The sequence below is a fragment of the Candidatus Enterococcus courvalinii genome (genome assembly GCF_017315945.1).
Lineage (GTDB): Bacteria > Bacillota > Bacilli > Lactobacillales > Enterococcaceae > Enterococcus_B > Enterococcus_B courvalinii.
The window spans coordinates 22800-48752 of record NZ_JAFLWI010000005.1 but is presented as its reverse complement, the minus strand read 5'-3'; the positions used below and the strand labels follow the sequence as shown (position 1 = coordinate 48752).

The following is a 25953-nucleotide window of genomic DNA, read 5'->3' as shown; positions in this document are numbered from 1 at the left end:
ATGGAAACTAGTGAATTGAAAAAGATAAAAATAGTAGATTTTTGTGCTGAAAATGGTATTGAATTGACACAAGATTCTAGGGAGTATTACCGGTTAGCAGAGCATGATTCTTGTGTAATAAGTGATAGAAAGAACCTTTTTAAGTGGAATTCTCGAAATCTTGGCGGAGATATTTTCAATTTCATACAAGCATACTATGATTGTTCATTCATAGAAGCCAAAGAAAAACTTCTTAATAAAGAGTACGAAATTCGGGAAACTGATGTTAACTATCAAAAAGAGCCTTTCGTCTATGACAAGTCAATGGAACAACCAATTAATAAATCGAAAAAATATTTAATAAGCGAGCGTAGAATCAGCGAAGAATTGACTAACGATTTGATCTCAAAAGGTTTAATTTGTGAAGATAAGCATTCAAATGTACTTTTCTTATGGAAAAAAGATGAGGAAATCGTAGGGTGTACTGAACAAGGAACTGTTGCAAGATTCAATCCAAAAAAGCAAAAAGCGAGAACATGGAAAAAAATTCAAGAGAACAGTGAAGAAAACTATGGTTTCAAAATAACGTACGGAAAACCTAAGTCGATATATTTTTTTGAAAGTGAAATTGATATGCTTTCATATATAACTCAAAAGCCCGAAACGGCGCAAAACGCAACGTTTGTTAGCATGAATGGTCTGAAGAAAGTAACTGTTTTACAAGCTGTTACAGACCACTTCAAGGAGCATAAAAAGCTTCCTGAATCAGCTGTAATTTGTGTTGATAATGATGAAGCCGGAAGAACGTTTTATGATACCGAATTTAAGGGAAAGGGAATCGGTAGAAATGGTATCGGTACTACTGAAATAAAAGCAGATATACCAAAAAAAGAAGGGTTCGATTGGAATGATACTCTAACTAAGGGAAAAGAGATCATTGAAGGTATAAGTGAACGTGATATTTCAAAACTAAAGATATTTTGCGAACTGAAAACTGGCAGTCAATTTAGTAATGATTATGAAATGAGTAATTTATAGATAAAGTAGGTGAATAATCATGAGGGAAACTATAGCAATCCTATCTGACTCACTACTTGATTTGGATAGAAAATCAACAGATTACATGATAATCGAAGAACAGCTGAAGAATGGCAATCCTGAATTTAATGAAATGGAGAAAGCTTTGTATATTGAGTTGCCGAAAGAAGGCGCACTCAAACTACTCTCTATTCTATTTGAAATAATTGAAAGATATGGACTAACGTATTATCAAATCTGGAAAGACAAAAACGAACAGGGAGAATATACAAAAGGAATTAGTGTAGAAGCAATTAGAGATACCTGTAATGTTAGTATAAAAGCGGTCAAACCATTGTTGGGTTCTATTGATGATTGGGAACCTATACTAAGCGTCTAGCAGAAAGCTAGGCGTTTTTTTGATAGAGTTTGTTAGCGAAATAGATTGTAAATATAGGTTAATTGTAGAACAATAGAAGTATAGAACATTGGTAAATTTGCACTTGACTACAAGTAGACAATAAGGTATATTTGAATAGTAGAAAGACTACAAGTAGTCAAAAAGAGTGAAGGAGAGTTGAAATTATGACAGGTAGAAATTATGTAGTTATTTTTGAGTCAAATAACGAAAATCAAATTGTCGCTAAAGTCCAATCGGTGAAGGAAAGTCCTATTTCTCTCAAAACATTGCATGAATTGACAGGCACGGATATAGTTGAGCGAATTGTTGTAAATGAAACAATAAGTATTTACTGTGATGAGGAAGCAAAATTGAAAAGTAATAACTATATTTCTGACATAATGATTGAGGATAAAGAAATATCTATTGTAGGGAAATTTTGTTTTGTAGGTGAAACGACAACTAAGGACGGTTCACGAGACACAGTTCCGCTGACCGATGAACAGGTAGCATGGATCACACAAAATATTAAATACAGAAAGGAAGCTAGAACTCTAGCATAGGTTATTAAAATGACTAATGAATTGTTAGAAAATAATTTGAGCTATATCAGTCCCGAACATCAAGATTTCTATGAAAAAAATAAGTCCGCTGATGGAACGGACGTTTATAGAGATAGTTTAGTTTATCTAGTGGGGCTATCAGAAGATACTCGAATTCGTTTTGATCAAATTCTAACTGATCAAGGTATAAATCCTGAAATCTTGGATGAAGAATGGATTACCGGAGGTGCATTTAGAACGTTAACTTTAGCTTTTAATTTGTACAACGGCTATACCTACGGCTTAGATCAGCATAACTTAGAAGATAAGAGATTAAACGACCTAAGTAAAGAAGAACTGATAAAAGAAATCGAAAATGGCAAGAAAAACTCTGTAGAAAATCTATTCGGGTACGGACATGGCTATTATTACTTACAAGCGATAAATTTGAGATTTAGTCTAAGTAAAGGAGAAAGAAATAGAAAAGCATTAGAAAAAATGCAAGAGCGTTTCTTTTGAAAATAAGCAACTAGAAAAATAAGGAGTGCGAGAGTGCTTTTTATTTTTAGTCCAATGACTACAAGTAGTCATTGTGTAAGGAGGAAAGTAATGTGAACTGTAAAGTAGAAATCGGCACGGTTGTAAGAGGAATAGGTGTGAACACAAAGAAAGAAGTAGAAGGATCAGTATTGAATGTGTATAATCACGTAATTGTTGTTTTTCCAAAACATGGAAGTCCAGTGGTTGTAAGAAAAAAAGATATAGTGATGTTAGATAAACCCACCTTAGCTTAACTTCATTTTATTGACTACAAGTAGACATTTAGTTATAATAATCATAGAAAGTTTCGAGAAAAGAGGTAAAAAATATGACTGATAATGCTAAAGAATTAAAAGAAATGTACGGCAAAATTCAAAATACAAGTGTAGATGATATTCACGAAGCGTTAAAAAATGCAGACAATGAAGAGGAAAGAGAATTTTATACAGATATGATCAGATTTATTATGCAAACACAGCAAAAAAAAATCTTGAAGCGAAAAGAGAAAATTCATGGTAAATAAAGAGTTACATTATGTTGTTGTCGGTGGAGTAAACGGAGCTGGCAAGTCTACAATCTATGAATTTGATACGGTTGTGATTGATGGATTAAAAACTGACAGAATCAATGCAGATGAAATTCTTAAAAGAAATGGTGGCGACTGGCGAAACTCAACAGACGTTGCTAAAAGTATGCGTCAAGTTGTAACCGAAATAAAAAAGCACTTTGAAGATAGAGAATCATTTCACCATGAAACTACATTTGCAGGAAATACAAGGCCACACGAGAAACGGCTACTAAAAGCCAAAGACTTAGGGTATGATACTACCTTAATATATGTAGGTCTCAATTCGCCGGAGTTAGCTATAAAACGTGTTGATCAAAGGGTTAATGAAGGTGGTCATGGTGTAGATGAAGCTCTTGTACGAGAACGCTATCAAAAGTCTATTGAAAACCTTTCAAAACTTGAAAAATACTTTGACAACATAAAACTGTATGACAACTCGGATTATTTTGAACCGATTTATGCAAAAGATGATCATGTTGTTTCTATGAACAAGACAAAAAAATATAATTGGGTACCAGAAAATATAAAAGAAAAAAGTGTTGAACAGCCGATAGAAAAAGAAATAGTAGATGAATATTCTAGGTATGAGAATGGGTACGAGAAACTTGAAAAAGATTATTCGGCCAAACAAGGGACATTGAAAATATTTCAAGATAAAGAATATGTGTCTAAATTTTATAATCGTCATAAGAATGAAATTGATGAACGGGTATTTGATCTAAGTAGTTCTATTGGGGTTAACGTTGATGATTTACTCGGTGATAGTCCTAAGCAAAAAGCAAGTGAACTAGCTTACAAAATGTGTCTAGGTAACGTTTTAGATAAGTTTGAGGAAAAAGATATATTATCTGAAGTTAGAAATAGGGATTGGAAGAAAGAATGGGATAGGGATATTGAGTAGGGAGCTGTGTGCTTCCTGCTCTTTTTTACTGTTGACTACAAGTAGTCAATGTGTTAAGCTCAATGTGTAAGGAAAAACGCTTGAAAAAATGTAGCGGATAAGCTACAATATAGGGAGAGATGAATTTGGAATTGCCAAAGTTTGACTGGGGAGATGAATTTGAGGAATATCTCGAATCGCTCACTAGTGAAGAGAACAGTAAAATGATTGCCATGATAAAAGCTATTCAAGAAAACGGGTTACAGGTTGCAAGTCGAAAAAAATGGATAGACAAGTTAGACAAGAATTTATACGAAATCCGAACTCAAACCAATGAAGTTTTTCTACGAGGAATATATTTCCAAGTGAAGGGAAACGAATATTGGGTCACTCATGGATTTAATAAAAAGAAAAATAAAACACCGTCGAAAGAGATTGCCAGAGGGAAAAGTCTTCGGCGGAAATACCAAGATAGGGAGGGTAAATAGTATGAGTCGTGTTGATGATTATATTCAAAAGAAATCTTTAGAGGATAAGGATTGGAAAAGTAGTTTTGAAGAAGAATATAATAAGTTACGAATGTCTGCTATAATGACCGAGCTTAGAGAAAGCACAGGGATGAACAAGTCACAATTTGCCGAACTTGTAGGGAAACCACGTACCACGATAGATAGGATAGAAAAAGGGAAAATGAATCCGTCAACTGAATTGATGGATGAAATAGCGACAAGAGCCGGAAAAAAACTAGTAATCAAAATTGTTGATATAAACGCCAATGAATCTGTATATAGTTAGGTCTTAGCTTGTGTTAAGACCTTTTTATTTAATATTATTGTCACGTAAGGGTATACCCTATTGTTACATAGCCCGAAATGCGATATAATAGGGTTTATAGGTGTAACGTAAGGGTGTAACACAATAGTAGTGAGGTGAATGAATAATGAAGCCCGATAAAAAAAGAATTGGTGGAAGAATACAAGCAATCCGTATTTCATTAGGGTATACTCTTGAAGAATTTGGCGAAAATCTGACACCTCCCGCAAGCAAAAGTAATGTTTCTAGATGGGAAAAAGGAAAGAACATACCCAACAAAGCGCGGCTACTAAGTATTGCTAAACTTGGTGGTGTTTCTACTGAATATCTATTATTGGGGGAGAAAAAGGAACGTGATCAGGAATATTATATAGAAAAATTGGAGGTAGAGAATTTAGAACTCAAAGAACGAATAAGGCAGTATGAAAAGGTATTTGAAGATGTTGAGAGTCTGCTGAACTCACGAAAAAATTCCTAGTTTACTAACTAGAGTAAAATAATTTGTAGGTGTTAATTATGTTAGTGGGTTATGCAAGAGTAAGTTCAGATGATCAAAATTTAGAAAGGCAATTTGAAGAATTCAAAAAAATTGGTGTAGAAAAAATATTTGCTGAAAAAAAATCTGGTAAAAATACAATTGACCGGCCGGAGTTCAGCAAAATGATGTCTTTTGTTCGGGAAGGAGATACCATTGTCTTTGAATCCCTTGAACGGTTAGGAAGAAATTCTGATGAAATACTTGATACGGTATCTTTCATAGATAAAAATAATATGGGGTTAATGGTACTGAATTTGCCGATTTTAGATACGAAATTTGGTGATCCAAACCTAGAAAAACTTGTGCGTAGCCTAGTAATTAGTATCTTTTCTTGGACGGCTCAAAATGAAAGAGAAGAAAGTAAACGGAAACAGAAGCAAGGAATAGACATAGCAAAAAAGAAAGGAATCTATAGAGGAAAGCCCTACGAATATTCCCCTACTGCAAAAAATCCGCAAAAGCGATTTATCTATAATGAAATTGTTCGTATGCTTGAAGAAGGTGTTCCGATTAAAAGAATTGCTGAAAAGACAGGAACAAATAGAACGCTAGTTTATCGAATAAAAGACAGGTTGTAAGGCGTGTCTTTAAAGGCAACAATAAGGAGGTAAGACTATGGATACGGATTTAGATTATAGAAAAGCTAATAGAATAAAGGAACTTAGACTCAGTCAAGGTAAAACATTAAAACAAGTTGCAGACTCTATTGGTATTGCAGATGGCCAGCTTTCTTTATATGAGAACGGAAAAAGAGCTCCCAGAAATAAGCATATCTGGATTGAGTTAGCAAATTTTTTTAATGTACCAGTAGACTATTTGATGGGAATTAATGAACAGCCAAAAGAATCTGTCAAAAATGAAAGTAAAGGTAATCTATTTAGGTTAGAAAAAAAAGAGCAAGTTATCAAACAAATAGCCAACACAGACAGCCAATATTTTTCCGAATTTTCGAATTTCTATAAATTAATTACTGAACTTATGATCGTACAGCTAGATGAGCAGGGAGAAGACTTTGAATATTTATATTCATTAATTCATGATATTTTAGAGTATTCTATTCTTTTAGCTAAAGAAAGTGTTATCCGAGAAGAAACAGATAGAGAAAAGCAAAAAAAGTTAGAAAAAGAATTGTATGGAACACTTTCTAGAATACAAGCTAATGAAGTCCGTGGAACTGCAAAAGAATGTTAAAACTGATTTTTTGTGTAGTGGTAATTGGATTTTTTGGGACAACGTTATTCATTGCTCGGATAAAAGATCGAAGATTATTTGAAAGTACAATGGAAATCAGTTTGAAAAATGCTAGGACTAAAAATGAAATATCGAGTTACAAAATCAATAAATCTGAAGAGGGATTATTTTCTTGCGAATACGAAGTGATTATCAGACGGCCAACCAATGTGATTAAAGAAACTGCTATTGGAAAAACAAATTTTCTTTCGTCAAATCGAAAAAATGTAGAATTTGATTTTTAATGGCTTAGAACAGTAAGATGAACATAATTAAGGTTGCTAACAGCTTAATTGTAAAAATATGATGTGCGAGAGGAGGATTCTAAGGGTATTTCAGGCTAACGAGGTGGGTAATTGCTAAACTAGAGCAATGCACTGAAGAATTCTAGCGTACAGCTTTGCTTTGCAAAGCAAGGAGAAGGAGTAATATTCTATGTGGGGGGTAATCTATCTTATTTTATATGTTATAGGTAAATTAACAGACTTAATTTACTATAATCAATTGGCGTTCTCGCTATTATTGGTTAGCGGAATTATAGTAGTGAATTTGTTTTTACTTATAACAGAGAAGGTACAAAAAAGAGGAATAGATAAATGGGCATTGAGTAATTTGATCGTTATAATTATTGGATTTGGAACCTTATCAAACAAAGCCTTGATTTCAAGCGCTATTTTATTACTGTTTGATTTTATGCTTATATACAGTCTATTATTTCTTGTTAAAAAGGCAAATGAGTATATCAAACGTTAGAGAAAATGAATGGCATGTGAATTTAAGTTGAATTATAAGCATTAATCATGGAAAATAGAAATGTAGTCTGCTAAACGGTTTAGACTACCTAATTGAAATATTGGAGGGTTGTGTAATAAAGTGAGGTAGTTCAATTCGTAGAATTACAGACTACGAAGGAGAATACAAAATGACAGCTATTTTTAAAGCACAAAAAAATTCTAACGTATCAGAATACGTTAAGGCTAGGTTACAAAAAAACAATTTAGATTACATTTTAGAGAATGGTGTACGAGAAATACTAAAAGAACTGACCGAAGAGTTGGATGTTGATTATATTGTATTGTGGGATAACGGTACATTAGAAGTATCAGTTTATGGTGAATTTTATCAAAATCATTCAAAAAGTATATTTAAGAACAGCTTGAGTGGTAGAAAAGATATAAAAGGAATTAGAAAAAATAGTAGATTTTACAAAGATAACGAAAGTATCTTTGATAAACTTTCTGAAGTAGTTCCTAATTTGGTAGCCCCTATTAGTAAGCGATTAAGTAAAGAATATTTTGGTACTGTTTATGATGGGTTTAGTTTAAAAAGTAATGTAGAAAAATATTACTTTTTTGATGATACGGCATATTTAGCAATCAAAGATATTAAGCGAATACCTATGGAAACACTTGATCAAATAGAACAGATCAAATTGTCTGAATTCTATTCACTTTATGAAAAAGTGCTTGCTGACGCTGTGGCAGGGTAAACGATATGGAAAAACAAAAAACTCAAGGAAAAAAATTTGATCTAAAAAAAGAACTTAACAATTTTAGGATTAGTCTTAAAGAACCAGAATATAAGTTGATTTTTACCCTTGATATATGTCGAGCGTTAAAAATGAGTTTTGGATTTTTAGGATATATGGTGTGGCTCTATTTAGCCAGAATTGGTTGGAGCAATCTTTATAGCATTTTCCGCATTTTTGTTAATGATGATAATGTCAAAAGTGGAATCAATATATTTGGCAGTCTCATGTTTAATCTACTACTAGTTGCTTTGATTGTGTTGCAAGGTATTAAAATTCCGCTGACAACAAAGCAAACAGGATATATGTCAGTTTTAAAACCATTCCAAGAAGGAATAAAGATCATATGCAAACAAGGTTCACTTGTTTTTCTTATTGGAGTATATGTAGAGGAGATCAACTTCCTAGATTATAGAAGTGTAACTGTAAAATTAGGCTCATTTGTTTTGCTGTATTTAGTAGCAACGGCATTTGAAAAAGTAACATTTAAGAAAATAGAAACGTTGGTTCAAAGTGAGATTTGTAAAGAAGAATTCTGTTTAGAAACACCCTATGGAAAGATACAAAATGTACCATTGACGACATTTTGTTTGAACAGTAAGTGGGAAAAGCATTTATATAGAAGTGAAAAAAAAGTTTCATGGGGGAGTTATAGTCCAGTTCTGCATGAATGTTTAAGAGATACTGGTGCAATATCAGATGGCGAAATAATGATAATAAAAGATGTTTTTGGAGATTACGAAATTGCATTTCTTGAACAGCAAGAAAAAGAAACAGTTAGGGGGAATTCCACTGTTGATTAAAATTATGAGGAAAATCCCTTTTAGAAAAAGAATGGCCAACTATAAGATTCAAGAACAACAAAGAAAGGTGGATTGTTGGCCGTATAGAATATGGATTAAGCCTGAGAAGAGGGAACGCTAAATGCGTTCCCTTTTTTTAAAGACTATTTGTAGTCAATAGAACATAAAAAAAGCGACTACAAGTAGTCACTTTTTCAAAAAGTAAGAGCCAGTGAAAGCTACCAACAATCTACCGGCTCACAAGACTTAACGTAGCAAAGAGAATTTTTGGCAAGCATACGAAGTCTCATAATTCAATTCTGATACGTTAATTATAAGGGATGGTTGAACATAATGCAAGAAGAAATGACTTGTAGGAGGTTAGAAATATGTATAATCATTGTTCTTTAACTAATTCTTAAAGTAAGTGCTTTATTAGACTACAAGTAGTCAAAAAGCAAATATTCTATTGACTACAAGTAGTCAATAGAATATAATAATAGATAAGGAGAGGATATTATGAATTTGACAAAAGAGAAAAAAACAGCAATTGTCCGATTTGCAAAGTTATCAGAAGATAGTACAAAGTATGCTATGCCTATTACCGAAATTGAATTTGAAACAGAAAATGGGATTAGACTAATCTGGCGCTTACCAATTAAAAAAAGCACAAATACGCTAAAAAAAGTAAAAATGCTTGGAATCCAGTTTGTTGTAACGTGTCAAATTGCTCCAAAAACATATCTTATAGAGCAGGTAAGGGTTTTAGGATAAAAAAATCACTGTAGAAAAAAACTCTTGTTAAATCGAATGAAATTAGCTTATAATGAACTTAGTTCTGAAGCCAAACAGAACACAAAAAAATTCTAGTAATCAAAGATTGCAGGTTGATTGCTAAGTATATTATGCAAAAATGAATATAAGCAAGAAAAGAACACGGATAGAGCTACCAACTTTATTCGTGGGAACTCGTAGCAAAGAGAATTTGGCAAGCATACGAAGTCCATGAAATGAGCTACCAACTCGTTTCAGCATTGCGCTACCGTCAACAGTGTTAGGTGAACTGGATTTATTTATTAAAAATAGTTCTTTCAACATTGGATTAAAGGCATAGTGTATATTTTGGGACTCATAGCTACGAGAGCCTAGAAATACATTCTATGTCTTTTTTTGCTATCTAAAAAACGATAGCAAGGAGAAAATTCAATGTTGGATCAGGAAGAATACATGGATGTCTTAGAGAGTATTCTAAAAGACGGCTTAAAAAAATATCATAGTAACAATGTTTTGCCTTTAAATGTAACTGCCAACAAAAAAGGTGCTATTGTTGCTTTTAAATCAAAAAATGATTTGTTCAATAGTCAAGGAACGGTATATCGTTCACTTGAAAAACTCTATGATGATAGCGAACAATTGACACATTGGACTCCTAACGTATTCTCGTGGCTTGGTGGCGGAAACGGACAATCGGTTTGGGGGCATAGTGAAAGCAACTTAATTCAAATAAATACATTTGTAGCTGACATTGATTTTCCAAACGTGAATGAAAAAATTAGTTTGAGTAGCCTGACTCTTTATCTACTAGAAGAAGGTCTTTTACCCTACCTTATTTTAGACACACCTAAAGGCTATCATGTGTATTTTTTAATTAAAAACTACAACGAAGAAACAGAAAAATATGATAAAGCAAGCTACGTTTCAAGCACAAATAATTTTAAATCCCTTAATGTAGCTAAAAGAATATCTGAAAACATTAGAAAAGCAATAAAAAGCCGACTTCCAGAAGTTGATATGGGTTGTAATCATTTTGGTATTTTTCGTTTTCCTACACCTCGTAATATCGTACATTTTGAACCTAATTTTGCAGATACATTTGAGGGTTATTTGAAGTGGTCACAAGAATTTGAAAAGAAAGAAAAAGAAACACAAAAAAGCAAAATGACAGTGCTATCGAGTACGCCTAAATTTAGAACTAGGTTCCGTCAAATTGATACTAAATGGTATGACTATTTAATTCATACAGATATTGAAGAAGGAGATAGAAACAGCGCAATATTTACACTCTCGCTTGCCTGCAAGCAAAGTGGATTGACAATAGAACAATGTATTGATCAAATGGATCAAATTGAGTTTAAAAATGATTTGAGTGATAAGGAAGTCCAAAGAACAATAAAAAGTGCTTATGAAGGTGCGTATTCAGGAGCAAAAGGGACGTACATTAACGAGCTTTTAGAAAAATATACGACTCCTAGTCAATTTAAGAAATACGCTGTAAGCGTAGATAATAAGATGGCTTATAAACGTAAGGGAAATAGAGTTGATCCGGTCTATTGGGTCAAGTTTGCAAAAAATAGAGAAGAACGTATTTATAGCCACTATAGTGAAAGCAAAGATGATTTGTTGGCTTATTTGGAGAACCAACAAAAACAGTTGAAAGAAAATCAGTTGTATTTAACTTTAAGCATGGCTGAATTATCTGAAGGAACTAAAATCCCTTTATCTACTCTAAAAGTAATAATCAAAGAGTTAAAGCGGAATAAAAAAGTAATTGTTCAATCTAAACGTGGCCGAAAAGGTAGTACAAAGATTGCAACCCAAAGATTTGTGGAAGTGAAGATTTTAGTAGCTGTTATTAGCCGTAAAAAAGCGAATAAACGCTTCTTTGCAGAACTATTAGGCAATGATGATCAAATGATTGCAGAAGCAATTATAAGCCGATATGAAGATAAATCAGTACCGTTTAGTATAAGACAAGAAGAAAGAAAACGAATTACGCCCATTAGGGGAGCTAATACAGGTTAAGACGCCTTTATTTTTTTGAGTGAATTAAATAGCTAAATTGCCTTGTTTACATATCTAGCTTTTCGCTTGGCTTGATATGTGGGTTAACTATGCAAGTATTTGAGTAACAATTATTTATTAAGCGTTCTTTGAAAAGTGAAGATTAAAGATAGCTTTGAGCCTTAGCGAAAAGCAGTGAGCCAGTTGCCTTAGCAACGTTTTGGTGAGAGTGAGTCCTTAGACGAACAGGTGTGAGCGAAGCCTTAGCAAGCGAAAGTTGAGCGGTAGCGAAGGGTACGGCTAACGTGTATTTAGATAAAACTTCTCTTTAGGTGTTTTTAGAGGAAGCAGGGAGAAGCTAAAGAGTCCTATAATGATTGATTACTTGAGTTGGTGGTCACGTATACGGGATTTAAGAAGACTGCAAATATGTTTGCAGATAATGCCTATTTTTACTTTTACGAGTTTAAGGATCAAGCAGGAAATCTCTTAGAATGGCAAACTTGTAACAAAGTTATCAAACAAAATATGATTAAAAATGTGAAAGCCAGCAAAGACTACTTGTAGACATTGTTTTTAAGGAGGTAGGGATAGTGTTTAAACGATCGTATTACCCAAATAACTACAAGTAGTCAAATGTTTAAAAGAATGCTTACTTTTCTTTTTAAGTAAGTTCTTTTTTGATATAATAAATGTATGTCGGATAGATAAAAAAGGAGGGGTGTCGTGGTCTATCAATTATATAGTCATCAAAGAAAATTGCTCGAAGAAATATATGATAAATTTTCTGAAGGGAAAAAATCAATAATGGTAGTTTCTCCGGCCGGTTCTGGAAAATCAGTGATGATTGCTACATTAGCCAAAGATTTCACGGACAATAAGAAAAGAGTTCTTTTTGTGGTACACCGCAAAGAATTGATTGATCAAATTGAACAGACTTTAGATGAAAATGAAGTGAATTCTAGTTATGTAGATATTTTAAGTATTATAAGAGCAAGAAATAGACTAGAAAAAATAGAAAAACCGGATTTAATTATTACAGATGAAACACATCATTCGAAAGCTAAAACCTATCTTCAAACATATAATCATTTCAAAGATATTCCTAAGATTGGCTTTACTGCAACGCCTGTTAGGTTGAGTGGTGAAGGATTTGAAGACGTATATCAAGAAATGGTGGAGGGGAAGAGCGTTTCTTGGCTGATAGAAAACCAATATTTGGCTCCGTATAGATATTATTCTCTTCCGGCAATTGATAGAAATAAGCTGAAGAAACAACATGGTGAATTTACGAATGATTCTATTAACAAAGCATTATCTGGATCAACTATCTTTGGAAAAGTAGTCGAAACATACTTAGCGAAAGCGGAAAATGAACAAGCGATTCTTTATGCTCACAGCGTTCAGTATTCAAAAATGTATGCTACGAAATTTAAAGAAGCAGGAATTAATGCAATCCACGTTGACAGCAATACGCCAAGTAAAGATCGAGATAGAATTATGCAAGGATTTAAAAACAAGGAATATCAAGTGATATGTAACGTAGATTTGATTTCTGAAGGGTTTAATGTACCGGACTGCTCAACTGTAATATTATTGCGACCAACTCAATCTTTAACGATTTTTATTCAACAAGCAATGCGTGGAATGCGTTATCAAAAAGGTAAGACTGCAACTATAATCGATCATGTTGGTAATTATATTAAACATGGGTTACCAGATACAGAACGGTTATGGAGTTTAAACGGTGCAGGAACAGAAGAGCAGGAAACGCAAGTGCAAGAATGCCCCGATTGTAAGGCGATATTTGACAGATGGATTACTAGGGAAACAGAATACTCTATTACAAAAAAGTGTCCTATTTGTCATAAGGAATTCGTGCAGGAAAAAGATACTATTGATCAAAGTTTCCAAAAAGAAATGGATATTCAAACTGAGTTGCAAGAAATTACGAAAGAGCAAGAATGGTATTTGCAAAATAAAAGGATAGCAACTACCAATCATATGAGATACATTGATAATGTGTATGCAATTGCGACAATATTTGTTACAAGAAATGTAATTGCAGAATATGAAAATAAAAAGAAGCCGTATAATTCACCTGTTCATTTTGCTATTAGAGAATATTTGAAACATTTGTTAAAACCATATTTAGTGAGAAAAAATTATGAATATCAATTAAAGGAAATAGAAAAACATTATGGGAAAGACTTACGATTAACTGCTAGGTATCTTTTAGAATATACAGAAAAAATTGCGCCTAGTTATGGAATTAACGAATGTGTATGATTGGAGTGGAATTAATGAATTCAGATGGTATCTATAACAATGCGGATTTTCGAAATAAAGAAATCATGGTTGAAAGATCAGAATATGAATTTCCTGATGAAGTAGGGCTTCATACGATTACCGGTAAAACTATCTGCCGCTATTGGGGAAAAAAGGGTAATTTAATTCTGTTAGTCGAGACTAACGAAGGTCGAAAACTAAAGTTTTCATTTTGGAATAACACTAAATATTGTTGTGAACCAATTCCTAAAAGGAAAATTGATCCAGAAAGAGAAAGCGTGAGGTACCTTAGAGATCAGACGGAAATCAAATTGACCTACGAAAGAACTGAAGGAAGTAATATTACCAGAATAAGAGACATAAAAACAACAGTCTACAAGTAGACAAATGAGTTAATCATGCTTATTTGTAATAAACAAATGAAAAGAGGAGAAAAAATGCCTGTAGTAATACTTGCTGAAAAACCAGATCAAGGGAAAAAATTTGCAACAGCTTTGGCCGGAAAAACACCTATAAACAAAGGAGGGAAATATGAGTTTAGAAGTGAAATATTTGGAGATACGATTGTTACTTGGGGCATAGGACATTTGGTTGGCCTATCGTTACCTGATAAGTATGAATGGCTACCAAGTAAGGAAAAATGGGATTTGATGAATGTTCCATTTCTTCCAAAAGAGCAAGAGCTGAAATATGAGGTATCTAAAGGTAAAAGTCAGCAATTTTCTGTAGTAAAAAAGTGTTTAGAAAATGCGGATATGATTATTATTGCGACTGACCCTGATCGTGAAGGCGAGAATATCGCCTATAATATTTTTAAATTATGCAAGAAATCAATTTTTGATAAAAGAATCAAACGCCTATGGATTAACTCACTTGTTAAATCAGAAATAGTAAAAGGGTTTCAGAATTTAAGAGAAGCAGATGAAACAATCTCTTTTTTCAAGGAAGCAAACGCTAGGCAAATAGCAGATTATTTAGTTGGTATGAACTACACAGAATTATTTACTCTAAAATTGCAGGAAAAAGGATTGGCCGGAATTATTTCACTTGGTCGTGTTCAAACTCCTGTAAACACATTAGTTGTCGAAAATGATCAAGCAATCAAAAATTTCAAATCAGAAAAGTATAAGTTGATTGAGTGTGAAACGCAAGATAAGAAACCAAAAACAATTTTTAGAAATAGTCATGAGTATTTTAATATGGATGAACTTGAAATTGACACTAAAAAATTCGGCTTGGATTCCGCCAGTACAGGAATTATCAAATCAATAGAAGTTGCACAAAAGCAAACTGAACCGCAAAAGCTGTTTAGCTTGGGTGGGATTCAAGAATATGCAAATACTAAATGGAAGTATTCTTCAAAAAAGACAAATAAAGTAATACAAGATTTATACGATCAAGGTTACTTATCTTATCCAAGAACGGATAGTGAACTGATCACTACAAACGAATTTGAATATCTAAAAAATAATTTGAACCGATATAAGGAATTGTTAAAGTTAGAAATCAGTACACCTTGTTTACAGCCAAATAAGAGATTCGTTAATAATGATAAGGTTTTGGAACATTATGCTTTAATTCCTACTATGGAAATTCCCGACTTGACCAAGTTTAAAGCGGAAGAAAAGAATATATATGAAATTATAGTTAAACGTGCTTGTCTAATGTTTGCGGAACCGTACAAGTACGAAAATACAAAGGTCGTTTTAGATGTTAACGGCTATGAATTTCAAGCAAGTGGTAACGTACCTATTTCTTTAGGATGGAAACAAGTTGATCAAAATATTGAAGATCAAAAAGAAGATAATGAAGATACAATGTTACCAAAGTTTACTGAAGGTGAAAAACTTAGAATTAAAGTGAATTTTGTTGAAAAAGTTACTAAGGAACCGAAGCGTTTAACGGAAGGTAAGTTAGTCGGGAAAACAGGACTTATGGCTAAATTGGGCTTAGGAACGCCTGCAACACGTTCAAGCATTATTGACACACTTATATCACGAGAATACATTAAGATTGAAAATACAAAGGTTTTCCCAACGCCTAAAGGGTATCTTTTATGGGATTTGACTAAAAACAAAGATTTACTAATCGGCAAACCGGAAAATACAGCTCAATGGGAAAAGGCACTAAACAAAATCGCTAAAAAACAGTATACAAGAGAAGAGTTTCTAAACAACATTTACAAATATTTAGACGTAACCATTTATGAATTAAAAAATTCTGATTTTGAAAGTATTTATCTCGAAAAAAGCAAAACGCAAAATATTCATGAAATTAACGGATATACTGTCGAAGAAAAAGCGAAAGTATTTGAAATATCGAAATCTGAAACTGGAGAAAAATTTGTGATTTTTAAGAATATTTCAAATAAGATAATATCCATGAAAATTGTTGAGGAGCTGTTAAAAAACGGAAGAACAAAAAAAGCGATAACAGGATTTAAATCTAAAAATAATAAAAAATTCAGTGCCGTATTAGTATTTGATGATTCAGAGTATAAGGTGAAAATGGAATTTGATAATACACCTAGTTCGTCAAGTGGAGCTGAAAAAGAGTTTGAAATAGGCGAATATTCAGTAAAAGAAAAAGCAAGAGTCTTTGAAATAACCGAGATCAGCAGTCAAGAGAAATTCATAGTTTACAAAGAAAATTCTGGGAAAATAATAACTAATGCTATAATTAGAGATTTACTTGAAAATGGTAAAACCAATAAAAAAATAACAGGATTTAAGTCTAAGACAGGGAAAACGTATAGTGCATTTTTAGTGTTTGATAAGGTTTCAAAACGTATTAGCAAAGAGTTTTAAAAGTTAAAGCAAAAGAACTGAAGAAGGTTCTTTTGCTTTTGTTGTCTTAAAAAATAAAGTTGAAATAATAATAAAAGGTGTCTTGACTGTGACAAAAAAGCATAAATTTCGTTATACTAGAGGAGAGTATTGATCATGATGTATAAGAATCACTTATTAGTAAGTAATGCTGTTGCTATTCCAATCATGGGATTTACAGATAGCTTGACAGTTAGTAGTGTAGTTGCTTTGAGTTTGGGGGCTTTACTGCCAGATATAGATGAACCCGAATCTTTTATTGGCCGGAGGACAAGAGGACTATCAGATTTGCTAAAAATTGTATTTGGTCATAGAGGAATTACGCATAGTTTAGTATTTATTGTGTTTGTGGGATTGTTAATTATCCCTACTGCGAGTAAAATAGGTTTCGTTTCTTTCGGAATTTGGTTTACTGTAGGTGTCTTTCTGCATATCTTTGAAGATAGTTTTAGTAATGGTGGGGTAAATTGGTTGCTACCAATCAGTGAAAAGACTTATCATTTACCTATATATTCTACAGGTAGCCTAATTGAATTCATGATAGGAATGGTTGCTTTAGTTTGGTTAGTAATAGGTTTTAAGCACCAGTATTTTGAACTGAAACATGATGAAGTGATAAACATTGCTACAATGAAGAATTTATTGGTTGAGGTTAAGAATATGTTATCAAAAGTGCTATTAGAATAGAGAAGGGGGAACCCAATTGAAGATTAACAATTCACCACCTAAAAATGAAGCGGATAAAGCTAAATTGTATACTATTGAAAATAACTATATCAATAAATTGAAATCAGCAGACAATCGTGTTCAGAATAACTATAAAGGCCAAAGACTGTATTTCAAATCGGATTTAAAGGTAGAAGAAGGGATAAATTATTATGTACCACTATCTTCACCAAAAGAAAGCCAAAAGAAAATTACTAATAAATCTGTTTTTAAACTCTTTGGCGACAAAGCGCAAGAAGATTTTCTAGGTGTATTGCATATCAATAATTTAATACCAGTACCTGATGATAAAGCTAAAGTTTGGTCGCCAAAGGATAATCCTGAAACAGATGATCGGTATGTAATACTAGTGATTAAGCAAGCAAGGTTTATTAAGGCTCATGAAAAAGAAATAAATACCAACTGTAAGTTAATGAGAGATAGCAAGATGGGGACACTTGATCCTGAATATTTCAGCAAAAATCGAAAAGAGATTATTACTTATAAAAGAATTATAAGTGACTTAGATAAGCTAGAGAAAGTAAGTAAAACTGAAAGAAACAATAGTATTTTAATGCGTCACAATGATGTGGAATTGCAATAAGGGTAGCGGAGATTAATCTCTGCTACCCTTATTGTATTGGTTATGAACAATATTTATGATAAAATATAAATGTATATCAGACAGACAAAAAAGGAGGTCACATTGCATGTCATTGTTAGAAAAATGCAAAAGAGAAGTTTTGGTTGAGTTAGAACAAGAATATAAAGGACTTAGTGCAGATTATCTTCAAAGTGATCTACTGGATGATAGTCTAAATGAAGTAGAGTTTGTAAAACAAACTCTGGAAAAAATGATTGAATGTGAAGCGAGACCAGTCTTAACATTAAAACAATTATTTGAGAAGTATCATGTCTTGCAAAATACTTATGATACGGCAAAATATGTCTTTCATTTATCTTCAGATAATTTAGATGAAGATATAGTTGAAAAAGCTATTGATTATTTAGCCAGTGAGTTTTAGAGATGTGGTAAAATAGAAAAACGAATCAAATATTGGAAGGTTGAGTGAAATGGCTAGACCAAAAAAATATAAAACCGAAGCTGAAAGAAAGAAAGCTAGAGAAGAGTCTAAAAAGAAGTGGGTTAATAAAAATAAAGACAAAGTAGCATATATACGTGCAAAATCTTCGGCAAAACTGTTTGTTGAAATGTCAGAAGATGAAGATGTTGAAATGCTTGAGAAATGGATCAAGGAACGCAAAGAAAAAGGGAAAATGGACGATAATAACGATTGACTACAAGTAGTCAATCAAGTATAATAAAAGCATAGGGAGTGGTTCTCCCTTATTTTTCAAACTCATTGACTACAAGTAGTCAAACGAAAAGGGGTTGATAAAGGGAACAAATGTTCGTATAATTTATGGAAGGAGTGATAACTAAAAAACGTCGATTGTTAAAAACTATAGTAAAAGGTTTGATAGCTTTTTATGGAGTAGTATTTAAAGGTCTTAAAACAAACGTATTGAAATTTGAAAATTAATGTTGGTGATGTTCAGTTTTATAAAAATGAATGACAATAGAAGCTATGTTATAAATAGTTTCTGAAAATTGTTGTGGGAGGGGCTAGCTTGATCGAGAATAGAGTTCTAGGCTTCTTTGAATGTGAAGATGATGTTAACGATACCTTAGAAGTTCTAGAGAGCATTATTTTCAACACTAAAGTGTTAGATTTGAAAGCTGTCAATAAGGAAATGGTAACGCACATTATCGTTGATCCTGAAAAGGCCAAACAATTGGGTGAGATTCTAATTGAATGGGCTAATGGAGAATTGTAAAATTCTCTTTAGGCCGTAATGACTACTTGTAGACTGTTGTGTTGACTACAAGTAGTCTATAAGTTATAATCGAATTATTAAAGAGAGGTACGGAAGATGAAAAAACTTAAACTAGGCTATGTAATGGCGATAAATATGTTTAAAGGAGGGGTTGGTAAATCTACACTAACCCAATTGATGGCTGATGTTCTATCGGCAATGGGTTTTAAAGTTCTGGTAATTGATGTTGACCCACAAGGGACTGTAACAAAAAAATTCCAAAGACAATATGATTTAGAAGTTATTGGAAAGATGACTTTATTTGACGCTGTAATTAGTATGTCATTTTTAGGAAGTATCACAAATATAAAAGAAAATTTGGATATAGTGATTGGTTCCGAACAAATGTCACGCTTTACTAAAGTTTTGCGTGATATGTGGCGATCAACTGGTTTTTCAGACGAAGGAGAAGAAATCTTTTGGAATTTATTTAATTACATGATTAACAATGATGATTTGAGAAGTCAATATGATTTTGTCTTATTTGATACTATTCCTACTGTGTCAGAATTCACTGATAATGTGTATGTAGCAAGTGATTTCTTGGTCATTCCGACCCAAACAGAACAGGATTCGATTGATAACCTGCATAGTACGGTTAACAACTACAGAACTGCTGTTAAAGAAGTTAACTCAAATTTAGAAATTTTAGGAATTGTGCCGTATTTAGTTGATACTAGACTTAAAACCGGTAAAGAATTACTGATAGAACTACAGGAAGAATACGGTGATATGGTATATTCTAACGTTGTGAATGATAAAGGTGTTGTCAGAAGATGGGGGCGTGAGGGTTTAGATAAATCAATTCCTCATTCTAAAAAAACCTATCAAATGTATGTTAATATCGTTGTTGAAACATTAGAACGACTAGAAAAAGTAACTGGCGAAAAGTTATTAAACTGATAGTAAAGGTGTTGCAATTATGGGAAAAACAAAAAAAGTTACGAGTGCCGGTGGCAATAATTCGGGAAATCCGTTTGGTATTAAAAGTGGTTCAGGTGGATTTAACATTGGTCAACAAATGTTAAAAGGAAAAGCCGGAGTAAAATCTGCCGGAGATAAAAGAAAATCTGTACGGGTTCCGACACAATTATATGACGAAGTTGTAGCACGACTTTCTCATGGTGAAAAATATCCGCTTATGACAGATATATTAACTTCTTTTTTAAAGGAGTTTGAACAAAAAGGAGATAGTATCATTAGGAATTTTAATGACTTAGAAACACGGCCTATTAAAATATCTGAGGAAGCCTTTCGTGTTTTGAAAGTATTCAAATTTGAAACAGATCAATCAAATACTGATATTATAGCTTCAGCTCTAACATGGTATAAAGAGAAAAATAAAGGAAAAGCATAGATGGGTATAGGAGAGGAGTGATCTTATGAATCGTGATCAGTATTCTCATAAGGAAACTAAATATGTTTGGGAAAGTCTTGCAATACTAGTTGGAATCGTGTTAGTTGCGATTTCGTTGGTATATTTTGTTGTAATTCCATATTTTTTTGAGTTTATATCGTGGTTCGTTCCTAATTTTTGGTCGGTATTTGGGTATATTGTTCTTATATGGATTGCATACAAAATACTTAGTTTCATTTGGTTTCCTGTATACTCTGTGCTTGGGAAATGGTCTTATTTGATTCTGCTTGCTACTCTGATTTATATTGTTATGCAGATAAGTTTATGAAAGTCTTAGATGATGTAAAGAGTAATTTTAAAATGATAACTTGGTACACGATAATGTTGATTCTAATGAACATTGCTCTTTCGTGGGTTCCAAGTTTTTTTGGTAGTCAAGATGTGCAGGTAAATAATTCAGTTAGCATTTCTGTATTGCTTTTAAGTGGTGTGTTTGCTCCCTTTTTTGAGGAAACGATTATGAGAGGATTGTTGCAAAGGTGGCTTGAGATAAATACGCAAATCTCGCTTTGGAGTGTATATGGGATTGTAGCAAGTATCTTTAGTTTATTACATTTTCAATATTACTTCGTTCCTTTCTTTTTTACGAGTGTGGTATTGTCATATGTTTATGATCAATCACAACATAAATTAGTTGTCCCTTTTTTGATTCATTGTTTCTACAATATCGTGGTTATTGTGATAAGTGCATTTAATTTATAGATAGCGAAAAGCTGATAAATAAAGGCTTTTTAGCTATCTTTTTTGTCTATCAGGTTGATAGAAACTTGCAAGAATGGTATAATGAATTGTGGGCTAAATTAGACCTGAAATTTACCGAAGGAGTTGAAAAAATGACAAGACGAAATATCAAAATCGAGTCAACTGAACCGAAACAAAAGTCCCGTTCTTCAAAAATTCAGACTGCAAAAAAGAAAACAAAAATTTATAAGTCTGAAGATGTTGTGAGGGTGGCTTGGTCAGTAAAAACGTTTGACGAAGATCGGTATGTAAAAGTTTCTATGAATGGTCTTTTTGTTCAGTTGGGTAATTTTAGCAACTTCAAAACGATTGATGAACTTTATCCTGAAATCAGAAATATCGTGGATAGCAAAGGGTTAATCGTTGCAAAAAGAAAATCAAGAAATTCAGGCTTAGTATATTGCAAGGATAAAGGGATTGTGATTCCTGCATAGTTAGTCCAATGTTCTTTGAAAACTGAATATTACTCGCTCTGTGGCAATGTTGCTATGTCATAGAAATAAGCGTAAGGCTAATAAGCAAAATAGCAACCGAAGCATACTGTTATTTCTCTTGCCAAGAGGTCAAGAAAGACGTTAGCGATAGAAATAGCGAGGTTAGCATTTCGCGCCAAAAAATGCAAAGAGAACCTATCGCCTTAAACCATTGTCTTTCAAAGAAAGCAGGTGATAAAGGTGCAGTCGTTTTTTTGACACGAAAAAATTCGGTATGAATAATACCAGACGAGATTCTGGTTAGTTATTATCACATATTTGTGTGGTGGTAATTAGCCTGTGCTTTACACCACACACTTATTAAAATAGTGAGGTGGATTATGTTTAAGAAAGTATTTCTAGCGGTGCTATCATTAGGGCTTTTGTTTGTAATGTTTTTACCTACACAAGTTGTACACGGAGCCGAAGCTAGTTTAAAAGATTGGCGTAAGACAGATATTGCGAACGGCAACGTCTATGCGCCTGCAAAGTATTCAGTTACACCAAGTTATATTAGTGGTAAGACGTCTATTAGAACCTTTGGAAAAACGTTTCATGATACCACAGAGAATAGTAACGGAGCGATGAATTCTAAAACTGTTGTGAATCCTGTTGATTCTGATAAAGGAAAATTCGGGTTGATCTATGATCGTATTGGTATGTACAAAGGTCAAGAATTATCATTAAAAATTACGGTTATGGATTGGTCAAAATATAATACGAAAAACCAATTTATCAGTTTTGGTAGATATTCAATTTCTTTCCTTCAGACAGGATATAATTGGGTCGATTTGAAATGGGAGTTTTACTATACAGCAACTAATAAATTGGCTAGTGATATTGATGGTTCCTATATGAACGTCATTGATATTGACGCTCTACAAGGAATGGAATTTGATCAGGCTACCACTAACAATATTCAAAAAATCTATGTAACAAATGATTGTTGGATAAAGTATAAAGAAACTAGTGGGAAATTAAATGTTTATGAAAGTGCAAAAAAAGCTAGTGCAAATAGCGATAAATTTGCACAATTTACTGTTCTGTTCAACAAAGGGTATTCATTTAGGTTTAGATGGACAAAAGATTACAAAAGCTATGGTACAAGTACCACAACTGTTTATCCTAGCCACTATGGAGCCAATGAATTTTTTGGGTTTAATGGTAAAAAATTGATTCCAACTGAAATCAACAAGCCTGAAAAGTACATTAAAGGGTCGTCATTAACCGATTTAAAAACTTCTACAGTATTAGGGTCTATTACAGACAATTTAACATATGAATTATTTCATAATGTTTCAGATGAACTTCCGGAGTTTTATTTTAAGTCGTATGAAATAAAAGATACGATCCCTAAAGGATTAAAAATTGTTAGTCAAAAGGTATATGATCAAGCTGATAAAGATGTAACCTCATTTTTCGACAACAAAACTAGTGGTAATAATATACAATATGTTGCGAAAGCGTCAATTTTGAAAACAGCTCAATTCTACAATAAAACTTACAGAGTTGAAGTGGTGACTAAACCTGATTCTACGGCGGTTTTAAATGGTATTTTGAACTCGAATGTAGTTACATTTAAAAATAAAGTCGATATTTTGGTTGATGGAAAGGCGAAAACGTCTGATGAAGTTACTACTAAACTTTATAAAAGAAAGGTAACAGTCAATCATATTGACGAAAAGGATAAACACCTTTTGAAGCAAGTTATCGAGCATAAATTTGATGGAGAATCGTATGAATATAAGCCACGAACTGATTTAGTAGACAAAGAAGGGAATTCGTATAAGTCTACAGTAACATTAAAAGGAAAAGTTGCAGGAAAAGATTTAGTTTTAGAAATTCCTTATCATGTTCCGATTTTAGAAATCAATGTTGATCGGATTCAAATTGATACAAGCAAAGCAGAGCCAAACGGAAGTTTGCCAACTGCTTTGAACTTTTCAAAAAAGACTGAATATGAAAAAGAACTAGACAAAATTGTTATTAAGGTTCGTATTACGGATTCAGATAATAAAAAAGTTGTGTATGAAGAAAATATCAAATTGAAAGACTATCAAGATAAAAAAGATATTAAGCTGTCAACTGACTATTTATCTAAGGATAAAAAGGTAAACTATCTAGTTGATATTTTATTAGTCGAAAATCCTGATAATAATAAATTTGTAACAGAGACAAAAAATCTTCCGACACATGGGTACACTGCTTCTGAAAAGATTTTGAATAACAGTGATTTAAAGGGGAACAATGTAAATTATTCAGCTGTTGTCAGAACTGTTAAAGAACGTAAAAACCCTACTGTAAAAGAGTTCAATGAAAATATATCATTTGAGTTTAAACCAACGGTTAAGTCGAAAACAGGATATGGTTTCAGTTTAAGTTTGTCACCGATTTATAGAAATGAAACAGGCAAAAAGGCAACGGTTAAAATGTATTCGTATTCTGATAATGAATTGGTAGATAGCTACATTAACGAAGTGTATAAATCAGGTAGTTCTCAAACTGAAATAAAGATGGAGCAAACAAAAGATGATAGCAAAACAGAAGCAGGTACTAATACTCAAAATATGATGTTTGAATTCCCACATATGAATGTTGAGAGAAAAACAGGAAATCTCTTCACGGATGATCAAAAATCCAAAAAAGATTCAAATATTAAATATGAATTGATAGATGGAGGACGAACATTTTACATTCCTATTTGGGCTGACTTAGGGAAATACACGATTGATACCAAGTCAAATACGTTTGGCTCAAACTTAATATCGCTAGACATGAGTAAAGAAGCTGATGTATATGCTTATATGTATGCGACTATTGATAGTGAAACTAGTAAAGATGATGAATTGTTGTTAGAGCCTGTTTTTCCAGATTCTTCTAAACCTGAAGGATGGAGCAAAGAAGAATTAAACTGGCTAGAGAACTAGTTTTTTAGTCAATATTATCTATCTGATGTATTGTAAAAATAATGTCTATCTGATAGAATAAAATCAAGATGAGAAGAAGGTGGTGGATAGAGTGAGGGTACAAAGCTATGGCTACGGAAATAGCGTTTTTGATGTTAAAAGAGAGTTTCAGGACTCTCGTAGAAAGACCAAGAAGCTGATTGCTTATTTCATTCTATCTGCTATCGTTTTCTACATTGTAAGGTTTGTTTTGGAACTAAACTCAATGGTTTTTGTGGATATGGTTCATAAAATGCTTAATGGTGAATCAATTGAATTTAACTTTGGCTATATGTTAGATCAAGCTAAAAGTAATCAAGTGGTGGCATTTTTAATCAGTGCATACTATTTCATTGAAAAATCCATATTTTCGTTGAAAGATTTTCTATTGAGTTTGTTTTCAAAAGTTGCTGATGGCGTAGAAAAATGGATTGGAAAATAGCAAGGAGGAAGTTGAATGTTAGATCAAAATACTGACCGCTCATGGTGGATGATTGGTGCGGTTATTGTCGGTGCTGTACTTATTGGAATTGCGAAAGTTGCGTTTCCTGAAGTATTCAATACAGTAATCGACTTCTTTAAAAACATGATCCCTACCCAATTAGGGTAAATCAACTAAAAAATTCACGCAAAAATAGCGTAAGAGAGATACATAAGTGATTATGTATCTCTTTTTTTGCAGATGGGAAGTGGAATATTGTTAAGAGATATGCCGAAAATCATTCTTCTCATGTTTGTTGGATTCTTCATGATACTAGTAGTTGCGTACTATTCGCTGAATGGGTATACACAAGATTCGTCAGTGAAGAGTATTCAGGAAACACTTAGAACTACTGCCATTTCAAATCGTGATGATAGTGTTCGTGTAGAAAAAGGACGTTTCGTTTTAGTTAAAGATGATTTTGAAAAAGATTTCAAAACAAAATTTAACAAGGGAAAAAATCTTAATAACGAAACTACTGATTACGAATTTGACTATTTACCGGATGGAAAAGACGGAATTAAAGCAATTAAAGTCAAGGTCGTAAGTGGCAAACAAACATACCAAGCAACGTGCGTATTAAACGTTGCGGACTAGAGGT

34 protein-coding genes are annotated in these 25953 nt (G+C 32.8%); all 34 read left to right on the top strand.

The window, feature by feature from the left end; all coding sequences use genetic code 11:
• Positions 1-1017, top strand: a complete 1017-nt coding sequence (locus JZO71_RS04275; RefSeq protein WP_206898360.1) for a DUF3991 domain-containing protein — start codon at positions 1-3, stop codon at positions 1015-1017.
• A gap of 19 nt (positions 1018-1036) precedes the next feature.
• Positions 1037-1396 (top strand): condensin-2 complex subunit G2, encoded by a 360-nt coding sequence (locus JZO71_RS04270; RefSeq protein ID WP_206898359.1) that lies wholly within the window; start codon positions 1037-1039, stop codon positions 1394-1396.
• Between the two features lie 185 nt (positions 1397-1581).
• A complete protein-coding gene (locus tag JZO71_RS04265; RefSeq protein ID WP_206898358.1) occupies positions 1582-1959 on the top strand; it encodes a DUF3846 domain-containing protein in 378 nt (125 codons plus the stop codon).
• A 9-nt stretch (positions 1960-1968) separates the two neighbouring features.
• Complete coding sequence (locus tag JZO71_RS04260) at positions 1969-2457, top strand: DUF6075 family protein (protein WP_206898357.1); 489 nt, start codon at positions 1969-1971, stop codon at positions 2455-2457.
• A gap of 92 nt (positions 2458-2549) precedes the next feature.
• A complete protein-coding gene (locus tag JZO71_RS04255) occupies positions 2550-2732 on the top strand; it encodes a hypothetical protein (RefSeq protein WP_206898356.1) in 183 nt (60 codons plus the stop codon).
• Between the two features lie 74 nt (positions 2733-2806).
• Complete coding sequence (locus JZO71_RS04250; protein ID WP_206898355.1) at positions 2807-3001, top strand: hypothetical protein; 195 nt, start codon at positions 2807-2809, stop codon at positions 2999-3001.
• Positions 2991-3947, top strand: a complete 957-nt coding sequence (locus JZO71_RS04245; RefSeq protein ID WP_206898354.1) for an ATPase — start codon at positions 2991-2993, stop codon at positions 3945-3947. Before JZO71_RS04250 ends, JZO71_RS04245 begins: the two co-directional genes overlap by 11 nt.
• A 125-nt stretch (positions 3948-4072) precedes the next feature.
• A complete protein-coding gene (locus JZO71_RS04240) occupies positions 4073-4414 on the top strand; it encodes a type II toxin-antitoxin system RelE/ParE family toxin (protein WP_206898353.1) in 342 nt (113 codons plus the stop codon).
• A gap of 1 nt (position 4415) precedes the next feature.
• Positions 4416-4721 (top strand): helix-turn-helix transcriptional regulator, encoded by a 306-nt coding sequence (locus JZO71_RS04235; protein ID WP_206898352.1) that lies wholly within the window; start codon positions 4416-4418, stop codon positions 4719-4721.
• Between the two features lie 145 nt (positions 4722-4866).
• Positions 4867-5217, top strand: a complete 351-nt coding sequence (locus tag JZO71_RS04230; RefSeq protein ID WP_206898351.1) for a helix-turn-helix domain-containing protein — start codon at positions 4867-4869, stop codon at positions 5215-5217.
• 38 nt (positions 5218-5255) lie between these two features.
• Positions 5256-5855: a recombinase family protein gene (locus JZO71_RS04225; protein WP_206898350.1), complete on the top strand. Its 600-nt coding sequence runs from the start codon at positions 5256-5258 to the stop codon at positions 5853-5855.
• Positions 5856-5892: 37 nt separating this feature from the next.
• Positions 5893-6468 carry a helix-turn-helix domain-containing protein gene (locus JZO71_RS04220; RefSeq protein WP_206898349.1) on the top strand — a complete coding sequence of 192 codons (576 nt, stop codon included), beginning with the start codon at positions 5893-5895 and terminating at the stop codon, positions 6466-6468.
• A complete protein-coding gene (locus JZO71_RS04215; protein ID WP_206898348.1) occupies positions 6462-6752 on the top strand; it encodes a hypothetical protein in 291 nt (96 codons plus the stop codon). Before JZO71_RS04220 ends, JZO71_RS04215 begins: the two co-directional genes overlap by 7 nt.
• 190 nt (positions 6753-6942) lie before the next feature.
• Positions 6943-7260, top strand: coding sequence for a hypothetical protein (locus JZO71_RS04210; RefSeq protein WP_206898347.1), 318 nt, complete (start codon positions 6943-6945; stop codon positions 7258-7260).
• A gap of 169 nt (positions 7261-7429) precedes the next feature.
• Positions 7430-7996 carry a hypothetical protein gene (locus tag JZO71_RS04205; protein ID WP_206898346.1) on the top strand — a complete coding sequence of 189 codons (567 nt, stop codon included), beginning with the start codon at positions 7430-7432 and terminating at the stop codon, positions 7994-7996.
• A 5-nt stretch (positions 7997-8001) separates the two neighbouring features.
• On the top strand, positions 8002-8838 hold the full coding sequence (locus JZO71_RS04200) for a conjugal transfer protein TraA (RefSeq protein WP_206898345.1): 837 nt from the start codon (positions 8002-8004) through the stop codon (positions 8836-8838).
• A 498-nt stretch (positions 8839-9336) separates the two neighbouring features.
• Positions 9337-9591, top strand: a complete 255-nt coding sequence (locus JZO71_RS04195) for a hypothetical protein (protein ID WP_206898344.1) — start codon at positions 9337-9339, stop codon at positions 9589-9591.
• 432 nt (positions 9592-10023) lie between these two features.
• Positions 10024-11619: a primase C-terminal domain-containing protein gene (locus JZO71_RS04190; RefSeq protein ID WP_206898343.1), complete on the top strand. Its 1596-nt coding sequence runs from the start codon at positions 10024-10026 to the stop codon at positions 11617-11619.
• A gap of 705 nt (positions 11620-12324) precedes the next feature.
• Complete coding sequence (locus JZO71_RS04185; RefSeq protein ID WP_206898342.1) at positions 12325-13887, top strand: DEAD/DEAH box helicase family protein; 1563 nt, start codon at positions 12325-12327, stop codon at positions 13885-13887.
• 14 nt (positions 13888-13901) lie between these two features.
• A complete protein-coding gene (locus JZO71_RS04180; RefSeq protein ID WP_206898341.1) occupies positions 13902-14270 on the top strand; it encodes a DNA topoisomerase in 369 nt (122 codons plus the stop codon).
• Positions 14271-14324: 54 nt separating this feature from the next.
• The gene (locus JZO71_RS04175; protein ID WP_206898340.1) at positions 14325-16694 is read left to right on the top strand and encodes a type IA DNA topoisomerase; all 2370 of its coding nucleotides are present in this window, start codon (positions 14325-14327) and stop codon (positions 16692-16694) included.
• A 135-nt stretch (positions 16695-16829) separates the two neighbouring features.
• Positions 16830-17399 carry a metal-dependent hydrolase gene (locus JZO71_RS04170; protein ID WP_206898339.1) on the top strand — a complete coding sequence of 190 codons (570 nt, stop codon included), beginning with the start codon at positions 16830-16832 and terminating at the stop codon, positions 17397-17399.
• A 16-nt stretch (positions 17400-17415) separates the two neighbouring features.
• Entirely contained in the window at positions 17416-18021 is a 606-nt protein-coding gene (locus JZO71_RS04165; RefSeq protein ID WP_242590398.1) for a type III toxin-antitoxin system ToxN/AbiQ family toxin, read from the top strand.
• Between the two features lie 106 nt (positions 18022-18127).
• Entirely contained in the window at positions 18128-18442 is a 315-nt protein-coding gene (locus tag JZO71_RS04160; RefSeq protein ID WP_206898338.1) for a hypothetical protein, read from the top strand.
• Positions 18443-18491: 49 nt separating this feature from the next.
• Positions 18492-18716 (top strand): hypothetical protein, encoded by a 225-nt coding sequence (locus JZO71_RS04155; RefSeq protein WP_206898337.1) that lies wholly within the window; start codon positions 18492-18494, stop codon positions 18714-18716.
• 333 nt (positions 18717-19049) lie between these two features.
• Complete coding sequence (locus JZO71_RS04150) at positions 19050-19256, top strand: hypothetical protein (RefSeq protein WP_206898336.1); 207 nt, start codon at positions 19050-19052, stop codon at positions 19254-19256.
• A 96-nt stretch (positions 19257-19352) separates the two neighbouring features.
• Entirely contained in the window at positions 19353-20198 is an 846-nt protein-coding gene (locus tag JZO71_RS04145) for a ParA family protein (protein ID WP_206898335.1), read from the top strand.
• A gap of 19 nt (positions 20199-20217) precedes the next feature.
• The gene (locus JZO71_RS04140; RefSeq protein WP_242590396.1) at positions 20218-20652 is read left to right on the top strand and encodes a hypothetical protein; all 435 of its coding nucleotides are present in this window, start codon (positions 20218-20220) and stop codon (positions 20650-20652) included.
• A gap of 267 nt (positions 20653-20919) precedes the next feature.
• Entirely contained in the window at positions 20920-21414 is a 495-nt protein-coding gene (locus JZO71_RS12620) for a CPBP family intramembrane glutamic endopeptidase (protein ID WP_430733277.1), read from the top strand.
• Between the two features lie 131 nt (positions 21415-21545).
• Complete coding sequence (locus JZO71_RS04130) at positions 21546-21887, top strand: hypothetical protein (protein ID WP_206898333.1); 342 nt, start codon at positions 21546-21548, stop codon at positions 21885-21887.
• A gap of 380 nt (positions 21888-22267) precedes the next feature.
• The gene (locus JZO71_RS04125) at positions 22268-24853 is read left to right on the top strand and encodes a hypothetical protein (protein ID WP_206898332.1); all 2586 of its coding nucleotides are present in this window, start codon (positions 22268-22270) and stop codon (positions 24851-24853) included.
• 91 nt (positions 24854-24944) lie between these two features.
• A complete protein-coding gene (locus JZO71_RS04120) occupies positions 24945-25313 on the top strand; it encodes a hypothetical protein (RefSeq protein WP_206898331.1) in 369 nt (122 codons plus the stop codon).
• 15 nt (positions 25314-25328) lie between these two features.
• The gene (locus tag JZO71_RS04115) at positions 25329-25481 is read left to right on the top strand and encodes a hypothetical protein (protein ID WP_206898330.1); all 153 of its coding nucleotides are present in this window, start codon (positions 25329-25331) and stop codon (positions 25479-25481) included.
• 72 nt (positions 25482-25553) lie between these two features.
• Positions 25554-25949 (top strand): YbjC family protein, encoded by a 396-nt coding sequence (locus JZO71_RS04110; protein ID WP_206898368.1) that lies wholly within the window; start codon positions 25554-25556, stop codon positions 25947-25949.
• Positions 25950-25953: the final 4 nt, after the last annotated feature.